The sequence below is a fragment of the Paraburkholderia sp. C35 genome (assembly GCF_003121405.1).
GTDB lineage: Bacteria > Pseudomonadota > Gammaproteobacteria > Burkholderiales > Burkholderiaceae > Paraburkholderia.
On sequence record NZ_QBUY01000010.1, the window covers coordinates 63106 to 87291 of the forward strand.

General features: G+C 59.7%; 25 protein-coding genes. 19 read left to right on the top strand and 6 right to left on the bottom strand.

Features of this window, described 5'->3' with window-relative positions; genetic code table 11:
- Positions 1-2: 2 nt before the first annotated feature.
- The 14 genes from DK391_RS09265 (at position 3) to DK391_RS09330 (ending at position 12337) form a co-directional block, all read left to right on the top strand.
- Complete coding sequence (locus DK391_RS09265; protein ID WP_239482773.1) at positions 3-599, top strand: aspartyl/asparaginyl beta-hydroxylase domain-containing protein; 597 nt, start codon at positions 3-5, stop codon at positions 597-599.
- Positions 596-1048: a hypothetical protein gene (locus DK391_RS09270; protein ID WP_109477713.1), complete on the top strand. Its 453-nt coding sequence runs from the start codon at positions 596-598 to the stop codon at positions 1046-1048. Before DK391_RS09265 ends, DK391_RS09270 begins: the two co-directional genes overlap by 4 nt.
- 9 nt (positions 1049-1057) lie before the next feature.
- Positions 1058-1873 (top strand): hypothetical protein, encoded by an 816-nt coding sequence (locus tag DK391_RS09275; RefSeq protein ID WP_109477714.1) that lies wholly within the window; start codon positions 1058-1060, stop codon positions 1871-1873.
- Positions 1874-2202: 329 nt separating this feature from the next.
- A complete protein-coding gene (locus tag DK391_RS09280) occupies positions 2203-3456 on the top strand; it encodes a hypothetical protein (protein ID WP_162600758.1) in 1254 nt (417 codons plus the stop codon).
- 5 nt (positions 3457-3461) lie between these two features.
- A complete protein-coding gene (locus tag DK391_RS09285; protein WP_162600759.1) occupies positions 3462-5603 on the top strand; it encodes a hypothetical protein in 2142 nt (713 codons plus the stop codon).
- Positions 5604-5737: 134 nt separating this feature from the next.
- On the top strand, positions 5738-7054 hold the full coding sequence (locus DK391_RS09290) for a phosphoribosylglycinamide synthetase C domain-containing protein (RefSeq protein ID WP_162600760.1): 1317 nt from the start codon (positions 5738-5740) through the stop codon (positions 7052-7054).
- A 67-nt stretch (positions 7055-7121) separates the two neighbouring features.
- A complete protein-coding gene (locus tag DK391_RS09295; RefSeq protein ID WP_109477718.1) occupies positions 7122-7340 on the top strand; it encodes a hypothetical protein in 219 nt (72 codons plus the stop codon).
- Positions 7337-7798, top strand: a complete 462-nt coding sequence (locus DK391_RS09300) for a glucosaminidase domain-containing protein (protein WP_109477719.1) — start codon at positions 7337-7339, stop codon at positions 7796-7798. Before DK391_RS09295 ends, DK391_RS09300 begins: the two co-directional genes overlap by 4 nt.
- A 7-nt stretch (positions 7799-7805) precedes the next feature.
- Complete coding sequence (locus DK391_RS09305) at positions 7806-8000, top strand: hypothetical protein (RefSeq protein ID WP_109477720.1); 195 nt, start codon at positions 7806-7808, stop codon at positions 7998-8000.
- A gap of 46 nt (positions 8001-8046) precedes the next feature.
- Entirely contained in the window at positions 8047-8511 is a 465-nt protein-coding gene (locus DK391_RS09310) for a hypothetical protein (RefSeq protein ID WP_109477721.1), read from the top strand.
- Positions 8511-8819 (top strand): DUF6527 family protein, encoded by a 309-nt coding sequence (locus DK391_RS09315; RefSeq protein ID WP_109477722.1) that lies wholly within the window; start codon positions 8511-8513, stop codon positions 8817-8819. Before DK391_RS09310 ends, DK391_RS09315 begins: the two co-directional genes overlap by 1 nt.
- On the top strand, positions 8819-9535 hold the full coding sequence (locus DK391_RS09320; protein WP_109477723.1) for a hypothetical protein: 717 nt from the start codon (positions 8819-8821) through the stop codon (positions 9533-9535). The genes DK391_RS09315 and DK391_RS09320 overlap by 1 nt, the downstream gene beginning before the upstream one ends.
- 52 nt (positions 9536-9587) lie before the next feature.
- Positions 9588-11531, top strand: coding sequence for a hypothetical protein (locus DK391_RS09325; protein ID WP_109477724.1), 1944 nt, complete (start codon positions 9588-9590; stop codon positions 11529-11531).
- A gap of 29 nt (positions 11532-11560) precedes the next feature.
- Positions 11561-12337, top strand: a complete 777-nt coding sequence (locus tag DK391_RS09330) for a hypothetical protein (RefSeq protein WP_109477725.1) — start codon at positions 11561-11563, stop codon at positions 12335-12337.
- A 115-nt stretch (positions 12338-12452) separates the two neighbouring features.
- On the opposite strand, the gene DK391_RS09335 is transcribed toward DK391_RS09330, so the two are convergent.
- From DK391_RS09335 to DK391_RS09355, 5 genes are all read right to left on the bottom strand, one after another.
- Positions 12453-14114: a hypothetical protein gene (locus tag DK391_RS09335; protein ID WP_162600761.1), complete on the bottom strand. Its 1662-nt coding sequence runs from the start codon at positions 14112-14114 to the stop codon at positions 12453-12455.
- A 331-nt stretch (positions 14115-14445) separates the two neighbouring features.
- On the bottom strand, positions 14446-14655 hold the full coding sequence (locus DK391_RS09340) for a hypothetical protein (protein WP_109477727.1): 210 nt from the start codon (positions 14653-14655) through the stop codon (positions 14446-14448).
- A 373-nt stretch (positions 14656-15028) separates the two neighbouring features.
- Positions 15029-15253 (bottom strand): hypothetical protein, encoded by a 225-nt coding sequence (locus tag DK391_RS09345; protein ID WP_109477728.1) that lies wholly within the window; start codon positions 15251-15253, stop codon positions 15029-15031.
- Positions 15254-15431: 178 nt separating this feature from the next.
- Positions 15432-15716: a hypothetical protein gene (locus tag DK391_RS09350; protein ID WP_109477729.1), complete on the bottom strand. Its 285-nt coding sequence runs from the start codon at positions 15714-15716 to the stop codon at positions 15432-15434.
- A 91-nt stretch (positions 15717-15807) separates the two neighbouring features.
- Positions 15808-16083, bottom strand: coding sequence for a hypothetical protein (locus DK391_RS09355; RefSeq protein WP_109477730.1), 276 nt, complete (start codon positions 16081-16083; stop codon positions 15808-15810).
- Positions 16084-16491: 408 nt separating this feature from the next.
- Between DK391_RS09355 and DK391_RS09360 the strand changes: the two genes are divergently transcribed.
- The gene (locus DK391_RS09360) at positions 16492-18633 is read left to right on the top strand and encodes a serine/threonine protein kinase (RefSeq protein WP_109477731.1); all 2142 of its coding nucleotides are present in this window, start codon (positions 16492-16494) and stop codon (positions 18631-18633) included.
- Between the two features lie 42 nt (positions 18634-18675).
- Here DK391_RS09360 and DK391_RS09365 read toward each other — a convergent pair whose 3' ends face one another.
- A complete protein-coding gene (locus tag DK391_RS09365) occupies positions 18676-20592 on the bottom strand; it encodes an SUMF1/EgtB/PvdO family nonheme iron enzyme (protein ID WP_109477732.1) in 1917 nt (638 codons plus the stop codon).
- A 249-nt stretch (positions 20593-20841) separates the two neighbouring features.
- On the opposite strand from DK391_RS09365, the gene DK391_RS09370 reads away from it, so the two are divergent.
- The 4 genes from DK391_RS09370 (at position 20842) to DK391_RS09385 (ending at position 24029) form a co-directional block, all read left to right on the top strand.
- The gene (locus DK391_RS09370; RefSeq protein ID WP_109477733.1) at positions 20842-21267 is read left to right on the top strand and encodes a DUF4399 domain-containing protein; all 426 of its coding nucleotides are present in this window, start codon (positions 20842-20844) and stop codon (positions 21265-21267) included.
- Between the two features lie 72 nt (positions 21268-21339).
- Positions 21340-21771, top strand: a complete 432-nt coding sequence (locus tag DK391_RS09375) for a DUF4399 domain-containing protein (RefSeq protein ID WP_204117324.1) — start codon at positions 21340-21342, stop codon at positions 21769-21771.
- 293 nt (positions 21772-22064) lie between these two features.
- Positions 22065-22340, top strand: coding sequence for a hypothetical protein (locus tag DK391_RS09380; RefSeq protein ID WP_109477735.1), 276 nt, complete (start codon positions 22065-22067; stop codon positions 22338-22340).
- A gap of 267 nt (positions 22341-22607) precedes the next feature.
- Positions 22608-24029 (top strand): efflux transporter outer membrane subunit, encoded by a 1422-nt coding sequence (locus DK391_RS09385; protein ID WP_239482775.1) that lies wholly within the window; start codon positions 22608-22610, stop codon positions 24027-24029.
- The last annotated feature ends 157 nt before the right edge of the window (positions 24030-24186 follow it).

Sequence of the window (24186 nt, forward strand, 5' to 3'; positions counted from 1 at the left end):
TTATGAAGATGGCTGGCGGGATCGATGTGATGCCGCTGATGCTTTCCATTCGCCGCCGCCCCGAGCTCTGGAAGGAAGACACGTTTTTGCGCCATTACCCACAAGGTCCGTTTGGCGAAACCGAGTCGATCATGCTGCGCTTCCCCAGGATCGCGGACTTCAGCAAGGACAAGTCCGGCAAGAAGATGGAGAAGTACAAGCAGAACATGCTGCCGGGCTACGACCAGCACGAGAGCATCGATTACCCGCCATTCAAGCTTCTCACAGAGGCGAGACCGCTCATATACGCATTGATGCACACGGTTCAGGGTGAGCGGCTTGGGCGGGTGATGATCAACAAGATCTCACCGGGAGGCCGCATCTTTCCGCACGCAGATACGCCAGTTCACGCCGACTACTACACGCGCTTTCATGTCGTGCTGCAGAGCCAGCCCGGGGTCGTATTCCGATGCGGCGATATCACAGGTGGCGAGTTCGAGCAGGTATACATGGCCACGGGCGAAGTCTGGTGGTTCAACAACAAGCTTGAGCACGAGGTCATCAACAACAGCAGCGATGACCGCATCCACATGATCATCGATATCAGGACGTCCCGATGATCACCTTTGCGATAGAACGGTTTGTCGATGTGTATCGGGAGATGTATCCGTTGCTCGAGCAGCACTACGACGAGATCTCAACCCACAAGACCCACGGCTTCCCGCTCGCGCCCCAGGCTGATGAATACGCGCGCCGGGAACAGGCTGGCCAACTGATGATGGTTATCGGTCGTGAGCAGGGAAAGATCGCGGCATATCTGGTCGCATTCATTGGCCCCGGGCTTCATTACCAGACCTGCTTGACGTGCATCGTGGACATTTTCTTCGTCGAAGAGACGCGGCGTGGTGCGATGCACGGCAAGGAGATGTTCGAGTTCACAAAGATGGAGTGCAAGCGACGCGGCGTGCAGAGATTTGCCGCAGGTTCCAAGCTGGCGCACGACTCGGGGCCGTTGCTCCGGTTCGCCGGTCTGGAGCCCGTCGAAACAATTCACGAAATGTGGCTTTAAGGGGAAATCATGGTTGCAGCAGCTATTGGTGCAGCGGCAGTCGCAACGGTGGGAAGCGCGGCGATCACATCCAGCGCATCGAAGTCGGCGGCCAATACGCAAGCGCAAGCCGCCCAGAACGCCGCGCAGGAGCAATGGGACGAGTTCAACACGGTTCAGGCTAACGAGGCACCGTACATGGCTCTGGGCCAGAGTGCGATTACGCCTCTGTTGCAGGCGATGGGGTACAACGTCACGCAAGGTGCGAACGGGCAATACTCCCTGTCGACGAATCCGTCGAGCATTCTGCAGCAACAGTTCACGGCTCCGACGCTTCAGGATGTCCGGAACACACCGGGTTACCAGTTTCAGATGGAGCAAGGTAACAAGGCCATCAACAATAGTGCTGCCGCGCGTGGTGGCTTACTGTCTGGCGCCACCCTGAAAGACCTTCTCTCGTATAGCCAGGGCCTCGCAGATACGACCTATCAGCAGGACTTCAACAACTCGCTGACGGCGTTCAATACGAACTACAACAGCGCGGCAAATAACGTTAATCGCTTGAGCGGACTCGTGACGCTCGGCCAGAACACGGCGGCGAATGTCGGCAATCAGGGGTTGCAGACGGCATCGAATGCCGGCCAGCTCACTACTTCTGGCGCGAATGCGTCCGCGGCAGGTACGGTGGCGTCGGGTAACGCGATTTCCAGCGGTTTGAGCGGCCTCGCGAGCAGCGGGACAAACTACGCGTTGCTGAACCAGCTGACCAACCAAGGTACAAGCAGCTATAGCAGCGCGGCATCGACGAGCACGCCGACTGACCTCATTTCCAGTTACACGGGATAACCATGGCCATTGATCCGAGCATCCCTCTCGCCGCCCAGGCTCCGAAGATCGACGCCACGCAAAACATTGCGCAGGCATTCACACTCGCGGACCTGATCAACAAACAGAAGGCCGATCAGCAACTGCGAGCTGCTCTGTCAGATCCCAACGCTATCGACCCGGCAACTGGTCAGATCAGCCAGAACACGCTCGCGCAGATCACTCGCCAGAACCCGTCTGCCGGCATGGCGCTGCAAAAGAACGCGGCGGATCTCGCTGCCAAGAACGCCACCGTCGCAAAAGACAAGGCGCAGACGCGCAATTACGACTTCGAGAACGGCGTCAAGCAGATGGATCTGATCGCGCAGACGGGCGGCAGTCTGATGACGCAGTATCAACAGCTGTTGTCGCAAGGCGTGCCACGTGAGCAAGCAATCCAGACCATGCAACCGCTGTATCAGGAAGCGATGCAGAACGTTGCCTCGACCGGACAGATCGATCAGGAGCATCTTGCGCAGATCCCGCCGCAGTTCGATCCGGACAAGGTCTCCGCTGGTGTGTTTCGTGCCCTGACGACGAAAGACCAATTCAGCGTTATGCACCAGAAGAATCAGGAGGAGCTCGAGCGTAACAAGGCCGATGAAACGAAGCGCCACAACCGCGTGGATGAAGGTCTCAGTTCACAGCGCGTTGGTCTTGAAGGCCAGCGTGTGGGTCTGGAGCGGGAACGGGTTGGCATGGAGGGTACGCGGCTCGGAATCGAATCCGCGAAAAGCGGGCTGATGCCGGATCCGAATAATCCCGGCAAGTTTGTCAAAGACCCGAGCGCGGGTCTCACCGACGACGATGTGAAGTTCATGGCGCGTCAGTATCTGGCCGGTGACAAGTCGGTTCTGCAGAATCTGGGCCGTGGCTCGCAGGGCGCGCGCGACGTGGTGGCGCTTCGTCGCGCGATCCGCACGGAAGCTGAAGAGAAGGGCATGAAGCCTGACGAGGTGGCGTCGACCATTGCTGAGTTCGAAGGCCTGAAGGCAGGGGAACGCTCGCTCGGCACACGGACTGCACAGGCCGGCATGGCGGTCAACGAAGCATCCCAGTTTGCTGATCTCGCCTTGCAATCGTCGAACAAGGTCGACCGGACCAAGTATCCGTCTCTCAACAAGGTGTTGCAGGCAGCTGAGAAAGGAACGGGCGATCCGGCCATCGTCGAGTTCGGTGCGTACAACAATTCACTCATCAACGCATACGCGCGCGCGATCAGCCCGAGTGGTACACCGACGGTGAGCGACAAGGATCACGCCCGTGAGATGCTGGCGACCGCATACAGCAAGGGTCAGTATGCCGCTGTGGTCGGCGCGATGAAGAAGGAAATGGCCGCTGCGCAGAAGTCACCGAGCATGGTTCGCGAGGAATTTCGCGGGTACGGTAAACGCCAGATTGGCCCAAGTGACCAGCAGCAGCCCGGAACGACACCCAATCCGTTTCCGAACGGCGCAGCGCCGCTTCCGGGGCAAGGTTCGGCACCGGCTGGAGTCAAGCCACCGCTTCCGGCCGGCGGTGCGCCTGCGCAGAACTCGGCTGATTTTTCACATCTCTGGAACTGACAATCATGGCAAAACCGTGGTCCGCAGTCGCTGCGAGCCCCGAGTTCCAAGCGCTTGCTCCCGAGGCGCAGGAGGCCGCGCGCGCTCAGTATTTCAATCAGGTCGTTACGCCACAGCTTCAGCCCGATCAGGTTGATACCGCGCGCGCCCAGTTTGACGCGCAAACGGCGCCAAAGGCCGCCGCTGTTGCGCCAGATGCTCAGCCTCAACCTGCCGGCTCAAGCGCAACTGGAGAAAGTCCAACGATCCTGCAGCGTCTAGGGTTGCCTCAGGCAGATCCTAACTCGGTCGAAAACACTGTGCGAAAGGTGTTTGGCGCGCCGGCGGTTGGCGCCAATCCAGAATTCGAGAAGGTCGCCAATGCCGATTCGCCTTTCGCGGACGTCATGCCGACGTCGCCCACGCTACTCAGAGATCTGGGTCGGGCGGTTGCTGCGCCCGTGAAATATCTGCTTCGCGGCGGCGACGCCAACGCGCCTGCGATGCAGAAGGTGATCGATACGTTCAAGGAGGCGGGCACCGCACCGAGCGTAGGTCAGGCGACAGGGAAGCGCGTTGCACAGGCAACAGAAAGTCTCCTCGGCAAGTATCCAGGCGGCGCGGGGGTCATGGCGAAACGCGGCGAGGAACAAGCCTCAGAATTCGCCCGAAAAGCGGAAGAGATCGCCAACAGGCTGTCGCCAAGCGCGACGCCGTCGGTTGCTGGTCGCGCGATCGAACAGGGGCTATCTGGCCCCGGGGGGTTTGTCGACAGGTTCAAGCAAGGACAGAAAGCGCTGTATGACAAGCTCGACGCTTACATCAAGCCGCAGACGCCGGTGAACGTCAGCAGTACCGCGAAGGCTCTTGCCTCAATGAATGAGGACATCTCTGGAGCCGAAGCACTGTCGAAGTTCTTCAAGAACCGGAAAATTCAGGACATCGAGACTGCGCTTAAGGCAGATACAGCAGGTACAGGCGCGGGGGTGTTGGTTGTGCCTCCGAATGCGACGACTGCTGAAGCGCGCGGCGCCGCATCACACGGTCTGCTCCGGAAGCAGGCGGCCGAGGTCCGCGAAGGCCAGGCTCCGCTGTATGGACGCAGCGCACCCACGCGGAACCCGTACACCGGAAAGACTGGCCCGAGCGTGCGCATGGCTGGTCGTCCCTCGGACGTCACCATCGAGCCCAGCAATGCCGCAACGCCGAGCTACGCTGGCGGGAAGACGATTCCCATCCCCGGTGGTTCGCCGACGAACCAACTGCCGTACGAGGCGTTGAAAAAACTGCGCACACTGGTCGGCGACGAAATCTCGAATGGCTCGCTTGTCAGCGATGTGCCGCGCTCGAAATGGAAAGCGCTCTACGCTGCTTTGTCCAGCGATCTGGAGGGAGCTGCGAAGGCGACGGGCAACGCGGATGCCGTGAAGGCGATGGATCGTGCGAATGCCTTCTCGCGTGCCGGTCACGCGCGGATCGAGGATGTGCTCGACAAGGTTGCGAAACAGGATCTCCCAGAGAAAGTCTTTAAATCGGCTGTCAACCCTGCGGACATGGAAGCGGGCGCGACGAAGATTCAGGGGATCATGAAGAGCCTGACGAATGAAGAGCGCAGCGTCGTCAAATCCGCGTTCATCCGCCGCATGGGCACCGCGTCGGCAGGTCAGCAGGGCGCGGAAGGTGGTCTGTTCTCATCGCAAACCTTCCTCACGAACTGGAACAAGATGTCTGCGGCGGCGAAAGATGTGATGTTTTCCAGTGCCGACGGCAATCTGCGCAAATCGCTCGACGCGATCGCCCAGACTGCAGACCGCATCAAGCAGGGCGGGAAGGTACTTGCGAATCCATCGGGAACGGGCCCGGTTGTGGCTGCGACCGGTCTGATCTCGTCAGTCGGTACGGCTCTGGGGACCGGGAATCTAGGCGTAGCTGGCGGTCTGCTGGCATCGGCCGCCGGCGCAAACCTTACATCGAAGCTGATGACGAATCCCCGTTTCGTCGGCTGGCTGGCACGCGCGACAAAGATCAGCAACCCGGAGCTGGCGCGGCAGGCGGTGCTGTCGCTCGGGAAAACGATGCAGGGGGAGCCGGATGACGTGAAAGACGATGCGGAAAACTATGCCTCGGCAGCTGCGCAGGCGTTCGGCGTCAAAACAGAAGGGCAATAACCGCGTAGCCAAGACCGCCAACCCACAGCGCGACCGCGAGCGGAAACCCGATTCCGTACTTGAAATCGTCCCACGCGGTGTAAGGCTTTTCGGGTTTGGGCGGCTGGTGCATGAGCGAATTATAGGGGAAAACCTTGAAAGTACTTGTGATTGACTCGGATGGGTCGAGCCTTGATTTCTGCCTTCGGGCCAAGGAAGCCGGACATGACGTCCGGCTTTTTGTTTGCACGAAGAAAGGCGGCGAGCAGCGCTGCGTTGGTCAGGGGTGGGTGCACCGCATCGACAACTGGCGCGGCTCCATGTCATGGGCGGATCTGGTCTTTCTGACCGGCAATGACCGATACATGGCCGAGTTGGAGCCGTTCAAGAAACGCGGCTTTCCGATCTTCTCCCCGGGCGTGCAGGGCGCACGCCTTGAGATCGATCGCGCGTTCGGCCAGAAGATCCTGAAGATGGCCGGGATTGATTGCATCCCATACACCGAGTTCACGGACTACGACACTGCGATGAAGTTTGTCGCGAAGAACGAGCAGCGGTACGTCTCGAAGACGCTGGGTGACGAAGAGGACAAGTCGCTCTCCTACGTGTCGAAGAGTCCGGAGGACATGATCTACATGCTCGACCGGTGGAAGCGCCTCGGAAAGGACATCGGTCGATTCATGCTGCAGGAGTTCGTGCCTGGCGTCGAAATCGGTGTTTCAGGTTGGTTCGGGCCCGGCGGTTGGTCTGAGTACAAGAACGAAAATTTCGAGCACAAGAAGCTCATGAATGGCGACAAGGGCGTCAACACGGGTGAGATGGGCACCGTGATGAAGTACGTCAAGGACTCGAAGTTGTTCCGAGATGCGCTCGAGCCGGTGACCGATTACCTTCTGTCGATCGACTATGTCGGCGATATCGACATGAACTGCATGGTCGATTCGAAGGGTACGGCGTGGCCGCTTGAGTTCACGTGCCGTCCGGGCTGGCCCGCATTCCGCATCATGCAGGCATGCCACAAAGGTGATCCTGTCCAGTGGATGCTGGATCTGGTCAAGGGAGAGAACACACTGAAGGTGAACACTGACGTTGCGATCGGTGTCGTGATGGCGCAGCCTGATTTCCCTTATTCGAACGCCACCGGCAAAGAGGTCACAGGCATTCCGGTGTTCGGGACCGAAGAAGTGCCGCGGAACCAGATTTCTCCAGCCGACATGATGATCGGCAAGGTTGCGTCGCTGAAGAACGGTCGTGTGACCGAAGTCGAAATGCCCGTGACCTGCGGTGATTACGTGATCGTGTGCACAGGAACTGGATCGACGGTTACCAAAGCCAAGGAGTCAGCTTACAAGATAGTCGACAAGATCAGCTTTCCAAATTCCCCGATGTACCGGACCGATATCGGCGACCGGCTTGAAAAGCAGTTGCCGTTGCTGCAGAAGCACGGATACGCGACAGAGTTCGTTTTCTGACCGAGATAACGATCAAAAACATAGCCCGCCACGAGCGGGCTTTTTCATTTCAACGACGGGGATTCATGTGGATCACGACGACACCATGGCTGAGATCGCGGAAAACAAACGGCGCATCGAGGTGCACGAAGCGGTTTGTGCCGAGCGCTATCAGGGCATCATCGACAAGTTCGGGCGTGGCGAGAAGCGAATGCAACGCATCGAATATGTCATCTACTTTCTTATGCTCGTCTGTCTCTTCGGCAGAGACAGCGCGATGAAGCTGCTAGAGGTGTTCGTGAAATGACACCTCAACAATTTATCGCCGCAGTGAGCCCGGCCGCTCGCACGTCGATGGCAACGACGAAGATCCCAGCGAGTTTTACGGTGGCCGAGGCCGCACTCGAATCCGGGTGGGGCGTTTCGCAGCTGTCGGTCAAGGCCATGAACCTGTTTGGGATCAAGGCGGACGCATCGTGGACAGGGCCGACGTTGACGATGCAGACACGCGAGTTTCTGAACGGTCAATGGGTCATGGTCCCAGCGTCGTGGCGCGTGTATTCCGACTGGCTTGGATCGATCAGTGATCACGCGCAGTTTCTGCTCACCAACCCGCGCTACAAAAGTGCGTTCTCGTGCACGAGTGGTACCGGCTTCGCACGCGCGGTAGCCGCTGCCGGGTATGCGACGGATCCGGACTATGCGTCGAAGATCATCGCGATCATCAACGTGCATGGTCTCCAACTCCTCGATCTCCCCACGTGAGACCCAAATGAAAGACCTCATCAAGCCCGTGTCGGTCGGTCTGCTGTTCGTGTTCATCGCGGTGACTGACTACCTGAAAATCAACGACCCGACGTTGCGCGAGGCTGCGTTCGGAATGATCGGCCTCATCACAGGTTGGCACGGCGTGCTGCAGCTGCCGCTGAGCCTCGGCAACAAAACCGCTTCACAAACCCCGCAGTAGTTCCCTCGCCGCGTCCGCGGCATTCACTCCCAAGGAAATCACCACCATGAAACGCATCATGCTGCTTGCGGCAGGCCTTGCCGCGTCCGCACTCGTCGCTCTTTCCGGCTGCTCGACGGCGCAACAGTCCAACGCGCAGGAGGATCTTGCAAAGCTCCAGACAACCGTTGTCAGCGGCTGCATGGTTGTTCAGCCGACGCTGGTCGCGGTCGCCGCCATCGATCCGGTTGTCAGTACCGCCGCGACCGCGAACGGACTTTTCTGTGCGACGGCCGGCGCGATCACTGTGACCTCTGTGCAAACTCTCGTCTCGACTGGCATCCCTGCGATCGAACAGGCGGTGACGGCGTCGACTCTGATTCCGGCGAATCAGAAACCCATCGTCATCGCGGCGCTCGGTGTGTTCCAGCTAACCGTCGCGAACGCGCTCACGGTCTATGGGCAGGCGGCAGCTGCGCCCGCTGCGTCAACCCCTTCTGCTGCGTCAGCGCCAGTCGCGGCGAGCCAGTAATGAAGCTCGTCGAACTAAATCCGGAATTTGTCCGGTTTCTCCCGGAGCTCATCTGCCAAGGGATGCACCGTCGCGAGGTTGTCTCCACCTTTGCCGAAGCGCAAGGCATTCGTTTCACCAGCCCAACGAATCCGGAGCAGAAAGTATGCGTGCCGTTCCGCGATCGTGGCGCGCCCGCCGACGAGAACATGGGCATTCAATGGGGAGCGACAGGCAGCAGTTTCGCCGACCTGACGTTGTCTCCATCCATTGACATGTCGCGTGGCGGTGGATGGCACGGCTTCATCACCGATGGCGAGGTTCGGTGATGGAATTCAGGACCATTCTGGAGGCGGCGAAACGTGCTCAGGCGGCATATATCATCGATGCGGCCGCTGCGCGCGCCGCGTTCGAGGCGCTCGGCTATTCGTGGATCGACCAGTTTCAGGACCGCGACAGTCAGGCGGTGCTGGTGCACGACGCGGCAGGTGCAGTCTATCTGTCGATGAGCGGCACGCGCTTCAGCGCCGGGAAGCTTGGTGATCTCATCGATGATCTTCAGACGCGACCGATCGACGTCGGCAGCGGCGCGCGGGTCACGCGTGGCGCGTACGAGAGCGCCGCAGAGATCTGGGCGTGGGCGAAGAAGCTCGCGCCCACCGATACGGTCTGGAATGTCGAGGGGCACAGCCTCGGCGGATGGCGTACGTCGTACACGCCGATCTTCGTACCGCGTGCTCAGATCGGTCGCCTTCACGCGTTTGAGCCACCCAGGGGGGCAAACGCGGCGTACTACAGCCTCTTCGAAAACGAGCTCGCTTCGCTGGAAATAGTCGGCAACGGTCGAGACATCTGGTTTGGGTATCCCCGGATGGGCGACTGGATACACCGGCCGGGACAGATGCTCTGGCTGCAGTCGAAAGGCTACGAGTTGATCGACACCGCTGCATGGCCAGGCGGATTCAGTCTCGGTGATCACTCAATCGATCTGGTGGTCCAGAGGCTCGAACAGATCGTGTCGACTCTTTCGGTCCCATCTCTCTAAAAGCAACAGCGCTGAACAGCCGCCTTCGGGCGGCTTTTTTATTGGAGTCTCCATGCCGACGATGGTCAACATTAGCCCGACACCGATTCAAAGGTTTGTCGATTCCAATGGGAATGCGCTTGCTGGTGGATTGCTTTTCACCTATCAGGCCGGCACAACAACCAAATACCCGACCTACACCGACTCGACGGGGAACACGCCAAACACTAATCCGATCGTGCTGAACCAGCGCGGCGAAGCTTCGATCTGGTTGGTTCCCACGCAGTCGTACAAGTTTGTCCTCGCACCATTCAACGATACAGACCCGCCGCAATCTCCCATCTGGACCGAGGATCACATTCAGGCGAATGCGGCCGTCGCCGTCGGCAATATGACCGACGAGCAAGGAAGCGATGGCAATCCGGGATTCAAGGCTGGCACAGACTTCACGCCCGGCACCACAACGTCGCTGACGCTCTCCAATACTTACGGCAGTTCGGCGAACCTTTGGGTCGCGTTCGATGCAGCGGAGCAGGGCGCTGACAGCTTTTCATTGAACGGGGTCACGCTGACATTCACAGCACCCATTCCAGTTGGAGTTAGCAAGGTATTCGTCAAGGGCGGAACGTCGCTAACGATGGGAACACCAGGACCCGGAACGGTCTATGACGGGTCCGTTGCATCCAATGCCGGAATCAATAGCTCGAAGCTCTCGTTTTTGCAGGATGGGAACGGCGCAGTCGTAAGGACCGTGCTTTCGAAACTTAAGGAAACCCTTTCTGCGGCCGATTTCAATGCCAAAGGGGATGGTGTAACAGACGATACCGTGGCGCTTACTGCTGCGATCAATCAAGCCAACGCTTCCGGGCAGAAACTGCGTCTCACGCCGGGCGCCGTGTACACCATTTCTTCGGCGTTGCCAGCGATCACGACAACCGGTGCGGGGATCGAATGCACCGGTGGCGGCGGTGACAACCAAAACGACGCGGGCTGCATCATCAAAGCTACCGGTGCTCCGGGTTATACGATGGTTACGCTGTCCTCGATAATCGGCCAGCGTAAATCGACTCATCTATCGTTCAAAGGGATCGGTCTCGACTGCAATAGCATCGCTGGTATCGGGCTTTCGATCACGTCGATCGATTTTTCGGAAATCAGTGTCGTTGGATGGAATGCCAAGACGGAAGGTGTCTTTATTGGTTGCGTGAACGGCGCATTGTTGACCGATCCTCAGGATACGCAGCGCAACGTGATCAGCATCGTCTGGCAGCAGACCACTGTCGACGTCCCGTGCGTATTGATGCAAAACGGCTCGACGGGCAACCCGAGCTTCAATAATTTTCCTTTCCTGTATGCAGTCAATACCGCGGGCGTGCAGCCTGCCGTCGTATGGATCGGGACGGACAACAACATTTACGAGAATCTTGCGATCGGAAGCGGCGGCACCTATGCAGGCATCTTCCAGTCTTCGAATGCAGCGCCTAACTTTGGTGCCAACAACGAGTTGTTCGTGAAGGTATCGGGCAGCAAACCGGTCTATGTGCAGGGCGGCGGTTCGTATTCGAATCCGAAGATGATCCGCGTGATCGAGTATGACGAGTCGAACAGCACGCCTGCATGGGTTGCGGACACCGGCACCAGCCTGATTGATCCGCTCTGGCGACAGTATTTCCCGACTCTCACGTTCTCGGGCGGCGGCGGGAGCGTTGGATCGGTGAACGCACAATATCGCCGTGCTTCACCCACCAGCGTCGATTTCAAATGCTCGTTTTCGATTGCCTCTGCAGGCGGTTCGGGGGCCGTCCAGATACCGCTCAATGTCGGTCGCACCGGTCTACCCGCTGACTCTGTATACGGGCAGGAGATCTCGGTAACCGGCAAAGCCATTACTGGAAATATTTCTGCTGGGACCACTACAGCGAAAGTGCAGATGTACGACGGAACCGCGTTGCAGAACGGCTATACGGCCGTCGTGAATGGCACATACCAGTGCGGATATCAGGACGTGTTCGTTTGATGCGACAACTATCAAGTTTGGAGAATCCAATGAGAAAGATCGTATGTCTACTCATCACACTGTTCGTTTCGCTGTCTTTTGGCGCCACGCTTACACCGATTCAACTACTAAATCCGACCGGTTCGAGCAGTGGTCAGACTGTTGTTTCGACCGGGGCGTCTAGCGCGCCAGCTTGGGGCGGCATTGGCGTCAACGGCATCGCCTCAATCGCGGCGAATACCGTGTTGGCGAATGCGACCGGGTCGAGTGCGGGCCCGACAGCATTTGCGATGCCGAGCTGCAGCGGGACGCTGAACTCACTTCAGTGGACCAGCGGGGCAGGTTTCACGTGCGCAACACCGACGGTTACGGGGACGGGGTCTGTCGTTCTCGCCAATCAGCCTGTCATCAATGGCGTGACGAACGGGAGCGCCGCTGCGGCAGGACAGGTTGGACAAGTCTTGACCAATGCGACAGCTGGCACTTCACTCACGACTGGAACGCCGGCAAACGCGACCAGTGTCAGCCTCACGGCGGGCGATTGGGACGTGCAATGCTCTGCCACCTACATTCCAGGCGCGAGTACCACGATCTCGACACTTGTTCAGGGCGTGAGCACGACATCGGCCACATTTCCGGCCGTCAATAGTGGAGCATATAGCCAGATCATCGCGTCATTCACGACCGGTCAAGGCCAGATTGCATTTACGCCCGTGACGACGATTAATGTTTCCACCACAACAACCGCTTATTGCGTTGCGCAGGCGGCGTTCGGTGTTAGTACCATGACCGTCAGCGGTTTCATCCGCGCGCGGCGCATGCATTAGAAAAGGCCCTGGCCTGCCACCGGGTGGGCCAGCATATCCCACAGACAGGCCGCAGCCACGGCCGCTGCGGTCAAAACGAACAAGACTTCCTCCATCTTGAGCTTCATTGCTGGCCTCATTTGCATTGAATGTCCGCCATGATGGCGACGAGTTTTCGAACGTCGGGAAGCGCAGTAACTGGATCGGACTTCTGCGCATCCGATGCATCGACCATCACCAACGCCGGTTGTCCAGGCGCGAATCCGACATCGACGTCTCCCTTCGAAGGATAGTCCTTAACGACACCGCCCGCGCGGATCGTCACCGTCGAGGACTTCCATTCATCCTTGCGCCATAGCCTGAAGTGCGCCGTATGCGTGCCTGACGGACACATCAGCGTGACCGGCCTGTCGGCCTCGATCCAGTTCTCATCGAGTCCGTTCACGACGGGTCCAGTCGCCTTGAAGATCCACAAGCGGTGCTGATACATGAGGTCGATGGCTGGCTTGACCTGTGGCCAGTACCACATCATGGTCTGGGCCGGATCATCCTTGTCCTTGATCGTCTCCGGGAATGCGAGTACGACGGGCGCCTCTGCGATGAACTTCTTCTTGAAGTCGGGAACGTAGATTCCCTTCTGCCAGTCCGCCTTGTATGCAAACAGTCCGGCGAGCGCGATGATGGCAGCGAGCGCAAACGCCGCCACTTTCTGGCGCGGCATGTCGAATAGCCACCACACGATCGCGACGGGGATGAATTGCGTGTGCACGGCATACCACTGGCCCATTGCGCCGTCGATGCCGTTGCGGTAACGGAACACCGAGACCGCAACGATGTTCACCACCGAATACGCCGATAGCGCCAGCACGAACATCGACGCCGCGCTGCGCCTGCGAATTGCATATATCCAGACGCCGACCGTCGCCGCTGCCATGATCGAGCCAGCGATGTAGTAGGGCAGCAGCCCGGCGCCCTGTTCAAAGAGAGCCTTGCCGAGCAGGCTCGCTCCCGTCATCACGAACAGGAAGCCAATCATGGCTTCGATGCTCTTCGCGCCGGCAGCTGGCGCATTCGCCGTCATGTCGCTGAAGTGGCTGGTGAGCGCGACATATGCGACGACTGTCACCGCGACCGTCATCCCGATCTTCCATAGCGGCAGTCCAATCTTTCGGTCCTGATACGCACGTACCAGCATCAGCACGCCGAATGCGCCAATGGCACCGATGCTATAGCCGCCGAGGAACAGTATCTGGGCGATCGGGAACAGAACGAAAAACCAGCGCAGCGATCCGTCGCCCCAAAGCGACGAGGTCAGCACGCGCGCGCAGATCACGAACAGGCAGACACCGCCGGCGGCCGCCAACGCCATCCCCCACATCGGGTTGTGAACGGTCGACAGCAGCAGGAACAGGATCAGGGCCATCCCGGCGAGCCGCGCTGCGGGCTTCCAGGCGGCATCCCGGTATATCCGTTGCGCGGTCAGCGCAGCGCCGATAACCAGAAAGACGGCGTAGACGGCGTTGTCGAACCCACCCCAGATCCGGAACAGGATCACGTTCGCCGCGAGGATCAGGTTGTAGCCGGGGAACATGTGCTCGCCGAAGACCGTGAAGAATCCGCGCGCGGTCAGATGCCGGTCAAGCATGTCCTTGAGGAAGTCGTAGTGCAGGAACTGCGCCTCGTAGAACAGGTTGGCGCTTTGCAGGTAGACATAAACGGCGTAGAGAGCCGACAGGAGAAGGAAGACGCCCACGGTCACCGGCCCGGTGAAACCGCCTTTCTGGTTGGTTGTTGACATGCTTGTAAGAATTGGAAATCTGCACGGCCCGTAGTCTACAACATCCGGTTTAGGTGCCTAACCTGCTGGACCGTATGTGTGACCAAACTGTGCCCACGTTCTGTGACACATGTCGAAAAACTATTGAAAACCTTGATAATCCCATAGCTGACCGGCGCGGGATCAGTGTTGAAAAATCAACGACTTACGGCTCTTCCGGGTTTTCTACCTCGCACTCCTCATCCGGCGCGATCCGTCTCTCTTCTTTCTGTCCCGGTGACGCGCCTGTCATCGGGCATCCACATCGGCAAGAAAGCCTCTTCATCAAGCGAAGAGGCTTTCGGCGCGCGCATCAATTGATCATCGGGCCGCCCACGCGTCCTTCGAAAATGGCGCAGTTGAGCCCGAAGTCATCGACGGTGCCTGTACTCGTGCCGTCGACGGTCACAACAACACTTCTTCCCCCAACGATGCTTTTCATGCGCTCGGGCGTCAGCGCCGTCTCTTTGCGTTCGAGATCGGTAGACGCGGGCAGATCCTTGATAACGACATTGGCTTCCATGGCAGTTCTCCTGATGCAGGTTCGGCGAGCACGATCTGGCGCTCGCCCGATACGCCGCAACGCATATGCCGGAATCGAAGCGTTATGTGAGGTAGCCCACATTGCGCTTTGAAAAGCGCCACCAGGCAAGGGAATAATCGGCGAAGTCCGCGCGTATACATCACTTCGCATCAGACTGCCTGTTCTGCGAAACCGAAAGTGTTAGCGGACGCCATACCGCGAAGCACGAAAAGTTGGCGGAAGAAAACCGACGGAAATGGGCAGAATACACGCACGTGCGACATACCCGCGCGAAAACGCGCCGCCAGCCTTCAGGCCGGCAGCACGTCGCAAGAGAAAAGCGGGCAGCCGTAACGGCTGAACGGCGAAGCCGCTATTTGCGCAACAGGCTTTGCGGCGGTATGCGTTCGTCGACGGGTTGGCGCGCGGCTGTCGGGAATCCTACGGGATAGTCGACGACACGCGTCGCTGCCGGCAATGCCTGCGCGGCGACGCCGAAGAAGCGTCCGCCCGTTCGTGCACCGCCGACAATGGCGGTCATCGCGGCGCGATCCAGATCGATACTTTCGGGTAAATCCTTGATGACGAGCTTCGACATGGCTGTTCCAGAAGAAGTGTTGCGTGGCGCCGTGACGACCGAAGCATGTCTCGGTCGATGACGGCCACGCGTATGGCTCGAACAACCAGTATAGGTAATTCAGGCTCGAAGCGGTGTGCGCTGACGAGCATTGCGACGCTGCGCGGAGGTCCCCGATCCTCCACGGCAGCGCGCGCGGTTACGCCAGTGCCGTATTGCCAGCCCAGAGGCCCGGGTTGACGTTGATGTTCGGCAGCTTCACGCCGGGGCCGACGATGCTGTTGTTCAACGTCGAAACGTTGATCAGCTGCGCCTGCGAGATGTTCTGTTCGATGCCGATGTTCACGTTGGCAACCGGGCCGAGGCCCGCGAGCCACGTATTGCCGGTGAGGCCGGGCGTGCCCGTGCCGCCTGATACTGCCGACATTTCATGGCGGCCGAGCGTGCGCTGGCCGTCGAGATCGCGAATCATGATGGATGACATGATGGTTCTCCAAGGAAAGTAGTGTTGCGGCTGTTGCCCGGGAGCGCCGGACAAGTGGCGCTCCCGGTCCCCGTCGACTGCGTGTGGTGGCTTACGAGACGTGCACGTTGTTGTTGGCCGTCATCGTGGGCGTGATCGTCGTCGGGATGTGCGAGACGAAGGCGTTGTTATTGCCGCTGACGTTGTTGACGCTGAGGCCTTGATTTACAAGCTGCTGGGCGTCGACCGTCTTGCTGTTGTCGAGGTCGAACTTGAAGCTCGAGCTCGGGAAGTACGGGTAGGCGAGGAAGCCGCCGCGTACGGCCTTCATGGCCTTGCTGTCGAGTTGTTCGGCGATGGACAGGTCTTTGATCATCAGTGCGCTCATGACAGTTCTCCTAAGGTGTAAGCGAAGATTCGCTAGAGGGTGCTTCGGTCAGGTGCTTCGGTTTGGGTTCGAGCATCTTGTCTGCTCGGGTCTTACTACGCATAGGGTGTGCCAGTCGAACCAGCGCGCCGGCAAAAAACCGCGCGAGCCTTTAAGAACAAGGCTTTGCGATGAGTGAGGCGAGACACGACGAGATGAACGGCCAGATCGGGAGCGCGGAAGCTGATGGCGAGCGGCCAACTGAAGACGAAAAGCTGTTGGATACGGTACGACACATCACACCCGGCGTGTCGCGGGCCAATCCTGGTTTGCGAAAGGCATACACGCGGGCTACTATCGAACGAGCACATGTAATTGGTTACGACAGGGAAATTCTCAGGGCTTCGGGAGCTCCAGCGCTTTGAACACATGGCTAGCCTTGCGCACGTGATTCGGGACTTTCAGAGCGGCGCGCTGACGCACGACGCGTTCGTCGCTCAACTCGACAGCACGCTCACGACGGAAGGCGTCGGATCGGCTCGCCTGCTCGAAATACTCGGTGAAGCGCACACCAGGACGCCGCTGCCGCCCGATCTCTATGCGGAGGTGCGCCGCCGTATCGAACAGATGCCCGTTTCGAACCTGGCACCTGCCGGCGGCGAGGAAACGCGCATGCAGACGGTGCCCGACCATCTGCTGTCGCCGTCACCTGCGCCTCGCAGTCACGAAGCCATTGTGGGGAATCTCGATCAGGTGAAGGGCACGGGCGATACCCTGAACAACCGCTTCGTGCTGGAAGAGTGTCTGGGCGTGGGCGGCATGGGCACCGTCTACAAGGCGCTCGATCTGCGCAAGCTGGAAGCATCGGACCGCAAGCCCTATCTCGCGATCAAGGTGCTGAACACGCAGTTCCGCGGCAACCCGAAGTCGCTGATCGCCTTGCAGCGCGAAGCGCGCAAGGCGCAAGTACTGGCGCACCGCAATATCGTCACCGTCTACGACTTCGACCGCGATGGCGGCATCGTCTATCTGACGATGGAGTATCTGTCGGGCAAGCCGCTCAGCCAGATTCTCCGTACCAAAGACTTCAAGGGCATGCCCGTGCAGTCGGCCTTGCCGATCGTGCGCGGCATGTCGAGCGCGCTCGCCTACGCACACGAGCGCGGCTTCGTGCACTGCGATTTCAAGCCCGCCAACGTGTTCCTCACCGACACGGGCGAGGTCAAGGTGATCGACTTCGGCATCGCGCGCGTGTTCCAGCGCCCGGAAGAAGACAGCGACGCCACCGTGTTCGACCCCGGCAGCCTCGGCGCGCTGACGCCCGCCTATGCCAGCCCTGAAATGCTCGAACATCTCGAGCCGGACCCGCGCGACGACATCTACGCGCTCGGCTGCATCACGTATGAACTGCTGACGGGCCGCCACCCGTTCGATCGCCAGTCGGCAACCCAGGCGCGTGCGACGAACCGGCAACCGCAACGGCCGGAGAATCTGAGCAACCGTCAGTGGCGTGCGTTGCGCGCGGCGCTCGCGTTCGACCGCAAGGCGCGCACGCCGACCGTGTCGCGCTTCGTCGAGGAGTTTGGCGCGCAGGAGCGGCAGTCGGCGTCGAAATCGACAGGACGTAATGTCGATCGCACCAGTCTGCTGATGAAGTCAGGTGTCGCAGGACTCGCGCTCGCATGTGCGGCAGGCGGCGCGCTGTACTTTTATCGCGCCTCGCAAACGCTCGAACAGGAGAACGCCGCGCAACAGGCGGGCACGGCGTCGGAAGCGGGCGCTGTGCAGCCTTCCGCAAGCGCTGCGTCGCCTGTCATACCCATCGAGCCCGCTCAACCCGCTACGCCTGCCGCGCCGTCTACGCCTGCCGTCGCATCGGCTGCCACGCCGCCAGCACCGCCGACGCTCGCGGCCGTGTCTGCTGCGCTCGCGTCGTTGCCTTGCTCGGCGCTGGCGGCCTCGCTGCAGGATCGTGCGGTACAGGTGCGCGGCTTCGTGCCGCCGCACGGCGAGGCGCTGGTCAACGAACGTCTGGCGACCTTGCCCGGCGTGGCGTCGACGAAAGTCGACGTGCAGCATGTGACGAGCGACAAATGCGAAGTGCTGAAAGAACTCGGCGCTTACTGGACGCGCAACTGGCAGGCAGGGCATATCGCGTCGCTGACGGCGCGCATGCCGAATGGCGTGCTGACGGAGGGCGATCCGCTCGTCGTCGACGTGAAGACGCCGGGCTACGACTCGTACGTCAATATCGACTACTACGTGCTCGACGGCAGCGTCGTGCATATGGTGCCCGGACCGCGCGCGAAAGATAACCAGGCGCCCGCCCATTACTCGGCGACAGTCGGCAGTGGCGGCGACTGGATCATCTCGAAGCCGTTCGGTCAGGAGATGGTCGTCATGCTGATCACGCCTGCACCGCTATTCGATGCACCGAGGCCCGAGAGCGAGTCGCGCGCGGACTATCTGCGCGCGCTCGATACGCGGCTCAAGCAGATTGCTGCGAAGTACGGCGCGGATCATATCGTCGCGGATTTTGCGCAGATATCGAGCAAGGCGCGCGCGCATTAACGGGCCCGCACCGATGGGCCCGTCATTCATGCCGCGATCAACTCACTTGAGTTCCTTGACGACGCGTAAGCCGTCCTGCGATTGCCGCACGCTCTGGCTGTATTTGAAGCGGGTCGAACTGAGCATGTAGTCGTCGCCCTCGCGCCACGATCCGCCGCGAATCACACGCATATTGCAGCCTGGCGCGTCCCACACATGCCCGTCGTTCGGCGCGCCCTGGTATGAGTTATGCCAGCAGTCGCCGACCCATTCCCACACACCGCCGTTCATGTCATACAAACCATTCGGATTCGCGGCAAAGCCACCGACGGGTTCGGGTGCGTCCTTGTTATACGGGTCGCCGCAGTTCTTGCAGTTCGCCATGCCTTTGCGCATTTGCTCGCCCCACCAGTACTTGGTGGTCGTGCCGGCGCGGTCGGCATATTCCCATTCGGCTTCTGTCGGCAGGCGATAGGTTTTTCCCGTTACCTTGCTCAGCCATTTCACATAGGCTTGCGCATCGTCCCAGCTCAGATCGCGCGCGGGCGCGTTCTTCACGGAATTGTTCTCGGGCGTCAGCTTGGGGCATCCGTTGACGTCAGCGCATGCGTTCCATTGCTCGACGGTCACTTCGTACTTGCCGATTGCGAATGGCGCTGAAATGGTCACGTGATGCGGTGGCTTTTCCGAGGGATCGAAATTGCTGCCCATCGTGAACGAGCCTGCCGGTAGTGAAATCATCACGGGGCACGCCGCGCAGTCCTTGCTTTCGCCGCCAGTCGCGGCGCGTGCTGTGGCTGGCGCCGGTGAGGGCGCGGGTGCCGCAGCGGCCTTGGGTGCAGGCTGTGGCGCGGGTTGCGGCGCAGGCGCTGGCGTAGGAGCAGGCGCGGCAGCGGCCGGGCGCGACGGCGCGGGAGCAGGCGCCGGGGTAGGCGTTGCATGCGACGCGGCGGGCGGCGCAGTTTGCGCAGACGCCTTTAATCGGTCGATACGCGCTTTGGCAAGCGCCGCAAAGCGGCCATTCGGATACGCCTTTAAATACGCTTCATAGTCGCTTGCGTAATTGCTGTCCTTGATGGATTCCCAGAAGGTCAGTTCATATTGCTCATTACTGTCTTTAGGCAGAATGCCGCGGCTATTCAATGCGACGACGGTATCGGGCTGATCTTCTGTTTGCACCACTGAAGAGAAAGGCTGCACCGGCACAGTCAGCGACGATACCGTCCACGGCTCTTGCGCACCGTGCGTCTGATCCGCGACCTGTTGTGCGATATGACTGAACATCGCATCGACAGGCTCATCTGGTGCACGGCGCATTTCTCTCAGCCATGCGCCCGTGAACACACCGTGACGTGCACCGTCGGCGGCCTGCGCGCCTTGCGCGGCCGCATAGGCGATCACGGTGCTTGCGGGCAACGGCATCGCAAGGCGAGCGGCTTCGAACGGCTGCGTGAGGCAGGCATCGAGCACGACGAGATTGAGCGCGTGGTCGCGCGGTATCGCGAGCACATCCAGCACGCTCGATACGTCCATGCTCGCCGTCATCAACGTAGCGGGCTTGTCGGGATCGACACCAGCGGCGGCTAGGCGCGCACTGCCGCCCGCCTGCAGACCATGCCCTGCGAAATAGAACAGCGCAGTGCCGCCGGGCTGCAGGCGGCGGCCAAACTCGGCGAGGGCATCGCGCATCTGCTGCGCGTTTGCGTCGATGCGCAACACGACATCGAAGCCTTGCGCGCGCAACGAACCGGCGACGCTTCGTGCATCGCGAGCGGCATTGGGCAATGGACTGCCCGCATAGCTGGTATTGCCGATCACGAGCGCGACCTTGCGCTCACGCATGTCAATGCGATGGACGGAGAGACTGTCTGCGGTGAGAGGAAGCGTGGTATCGCTCGCAGCGCGCGGCAGCGATTGAGCGTCGGCTCCGCGCATCTGGAGTGCCCCGATCATGCATACCAGCAGGAGTTTTCGCCACATATTGAGATCCTGGTTGTTCTGGAAGTTCTCGACAGAACCTCGTCATCGGACGAAACGGCTCGACCATCGCAGCCGCCTCTCGCCGTGCTGCCCGATACCCGCGCAACGTATTTGCCTGGACCGCTTTAATAAACGATAGCACGCAGCCGCAATGTCAGATGGTTAACGAGCGGGGCGTATCTTTTTAACAAGTTACGTCCTAAGCTAAAACGGAAGCAAGCAGCACTGACCCTCCCTGGGAGATGCGCAATGCAAAGAAGAATAAGGCTCGCGTTTATCGGCGCGCTGTTTCTCGCTTCGGCACAGGTGTTGGCAGGACCGACGCCTTCGCCGCCGGGCGCAGAGGAGTACATCATCTGGCCGGCGGACGGCACCGTGATTACGGGCGGCAAACTGTGGGTGCGCATGGGCTTGCGCAACATGGGGGTATGCCCTAAAGGCGTGAACGTGCCGAACACCGGGCATCACCATCTGCTGATCGACACCGATCTGCCGCCGATGGATCAGGAGATTCCTTCTGACCGGAATCACCTGCATTTTGGCGCCGGCGAAACGGATGCGCGTATCGAGTTGCCGCCTGGCAAGCACACGATCCAGCTGCTGCTCGGCGACTACAACCACGTGCCGCACAATCCGCCCGTCTATTCGAAGAAGATCACCATCATCGTGAAGTGAGCACGCGTGCGCGTCGTGCCTGCTGTTGCGGCGCATGAGACGAAAAACGCAAGACGGAGAGCTTCAGCCATGATCAGGAACGTTGTTGCCGCCGCGGCGCTCGCCGCTCTCGCTTCGATGAACGTGGCATTCGCCGGGCCGACGCCCGCACCGAAAGATGCCTATGCGTACATCGGTTATCCGAACGACGGGCAGGTCGTGCCCGCCAACAAGCCATTTCGCGTGTGGTTCGGCTTGCGCTATATGGGCGTCGCGCCCAAGGGCGTCAAGTACCCGAATACGGGCCATCACCATCTGCTGATCGATACCGATCTGCCGCCAATGCCGATGGATCAGGAGATTCCATCCGATCGCCAGCACCTGCATTTCGGCGCAGGCGAAACGGAAACCATGATCACGTTGCCGCCGGGCAAGCACACGCTTCAATTGCTGATGGGCGACGAGAACCATGTTCCCCACAATCCGCCCGTCTATTCGAAGAAGATCACGGTGATCGCAAAGTGAACGAACGTGTGTGCTCAATGTTCTCTTGCACTGCTGTCTTTTTCGATCCAACAGTTTTTCGGTGAATGTTGGTTGTGTAGCGGCACTCAGAAGCGGCAATTGAGTACCCGGAATTTGTCTGCGCAAATGCAGTGTGACAGCTAACCCAATGGCAGCAAGGCTTCGCAGGTTTTTCGCGGCGCTGGCAGTGCGACTGGCACAGCCTATGCGTTGTAAGGCCCGAGCAGACAAGATGCTCGAACCCAAACCGAAACACCACAGCGAATCTTCGCTACCCTCTTAGGAGAACTGTCATGAGCGCACTGATGATCAACGACCTGTCCGTCACCGAAGAACTCGACAGCAAGGCAATGAAGGCTGTTCGCGGCGGCTACCTCGCCTATCCGTACTTCCCGAGCACCAGCTTCAAGTTCGACCTCGACAACAGCAAGCACGTCGACGCACAGCAACTGATCCAGCAAAACGCCGACATCACCAACATGAGCGGCAACAACAACGCATTCGCATCGGGCATCAACACGACCATCAAGCCGACGATGACGGCCAACAACAACGTCAGCGTGCACTAAGCACCAGGCGTCAGCCCGCGGAAGTCCAGACCAGCTTCCGCGGGCAGCAGCAAAGCAGCAAAGCAGCAAAGAAACTGAAGCAAGCATCGTCAAAAAGATTCAGAAGCCAATCGTCCTGTCCACACGACCGCAGGTCACCGCACGCACTCCACGCCGAACGAAATCCGCCGACATCGATAGAGATGCCGCGCTGGACGTGCTTTACTTGAAAGGCGCGCTCTGCACGTGCAGTACAGCCGGAAAAGATCGGAGAATATCGTGTCTGCGTTGCCTGATTCATTCGTCGCCGCCGCTCGCGCAATCACCGTTGCAGCAGTGTGCGCCGCGACGCTGTCCGCCTGCGTCGACGTGCATATGGCCGACTACAAGCGTCCCGATACGCCCGCCAAGACGGCATGGTCCGACAAGACAGGATCGCTCGTTTCACCCGCCGACACCATCGTGCCCGACTGGTGGAAGAGCTTCCAGGACCCGTATCTGAACACGCTGATCGCAAAAGCGATCGACGGTAATTTCGACATCAAGGTACTCGCCGCACGCATCGACGTAGCGGGCGCGCAGATCGGCGAAGCAAAAGCGGGCGCACTGCCCACGGCCGATCTCGGCGCTGGCGCGAATTTCCAGAAAGTGACCGGGCAGCCGTTCTCGAAGCAGTACAACGTGGCAGGCCAGGTGAACTGGGACATCGACATCTGGGGCAAGGTCGAAAAGGGCGTACAGGCACAAAAGGCCGAATTCCACGCATCGGAAGCCGACTGGCGTGCGGGTTATCTCGAACTCGTGTCGAACGTGGCGACCACGTACTTCCAGATTCTGCAGTTCGACGACCAGATCGACGCACAACAGAAGATGGTCGACGAAAACAAGACCATTCTCTCTATCTATGACGGCATGAGCCGCAATGGACTCGTGCCGAAGACGCAGGTGATGCGTCAGCAGGCGGAAGTGAATCGTCTAACCAAGGATCTGCTCGATCTGCGCCGCTCGCGCAGCATCGCAAACAACGCGCTGTGCACGCTGATCGGCGTGCCCGCCGGCGAGTTCACGGTGCCCGTCGGCCATCTGCAGCAACGCGTGCAATTGCCGCCTGTGCCGGGCGGTCTGCCTTCGCAACTGCTGTCGCGCCGGCCTGACATCGTGGCTTCCGAATTGCGCGTGCTCGAAGCGTATGACCTGGTCGGCGAGGCCAAGCTTGCGCAATTGCCCACCATCAGCCTGACGGGACACGGCGGCACGGCGAGTTTCGCGCTGTCTGATCTGCTGAAGTCATTCACGTTCGGCCTGATGCCGAGTCTGAATATTCCACTGCTCGATCCCAGCGTGCGCGCTCATGTCAAAACGACCGAGGCGCAAAACGTAGTCGCCGAACAGCAATACCGGCAGACGGTGATGGGCGCATTCGAAGAAGTCGAAAATGCGCTCGTCAATCTCGATTCGCACAGGCAGCAGCGCGTCGAATTGCAACAGGAAGTGGAGCGCCTGAGCGTCGTCAACACGCAAATGCAGTCGCAATTGCGCGAAGGCGTGGTGTCGCAACTGGACGTGTTCGAAACGGAACGCTCGCTGCTTCAGGCGCAACTCGATCTGCTGACGAATCATCAGCAAATACTGTCCGATACGGTACTGCTTTATAAGGCGCTCGGCGGCGGCTGGCCGGCCGTCGACGTGCAGACGCAAGTGAAGCAGTAAAACGCGCGCAACGCGGCGGATAACAGCCAGAAGCCAATGCCGGAAAACGCTGGCACGGTTCTTTAAAAGCGCTGTTGTTCCGACCGTTGTATTGGCAGACCGCATTAGCCGTACCCATAATTGACTAACACCATGCGTGAATTAATATTCCTGATTA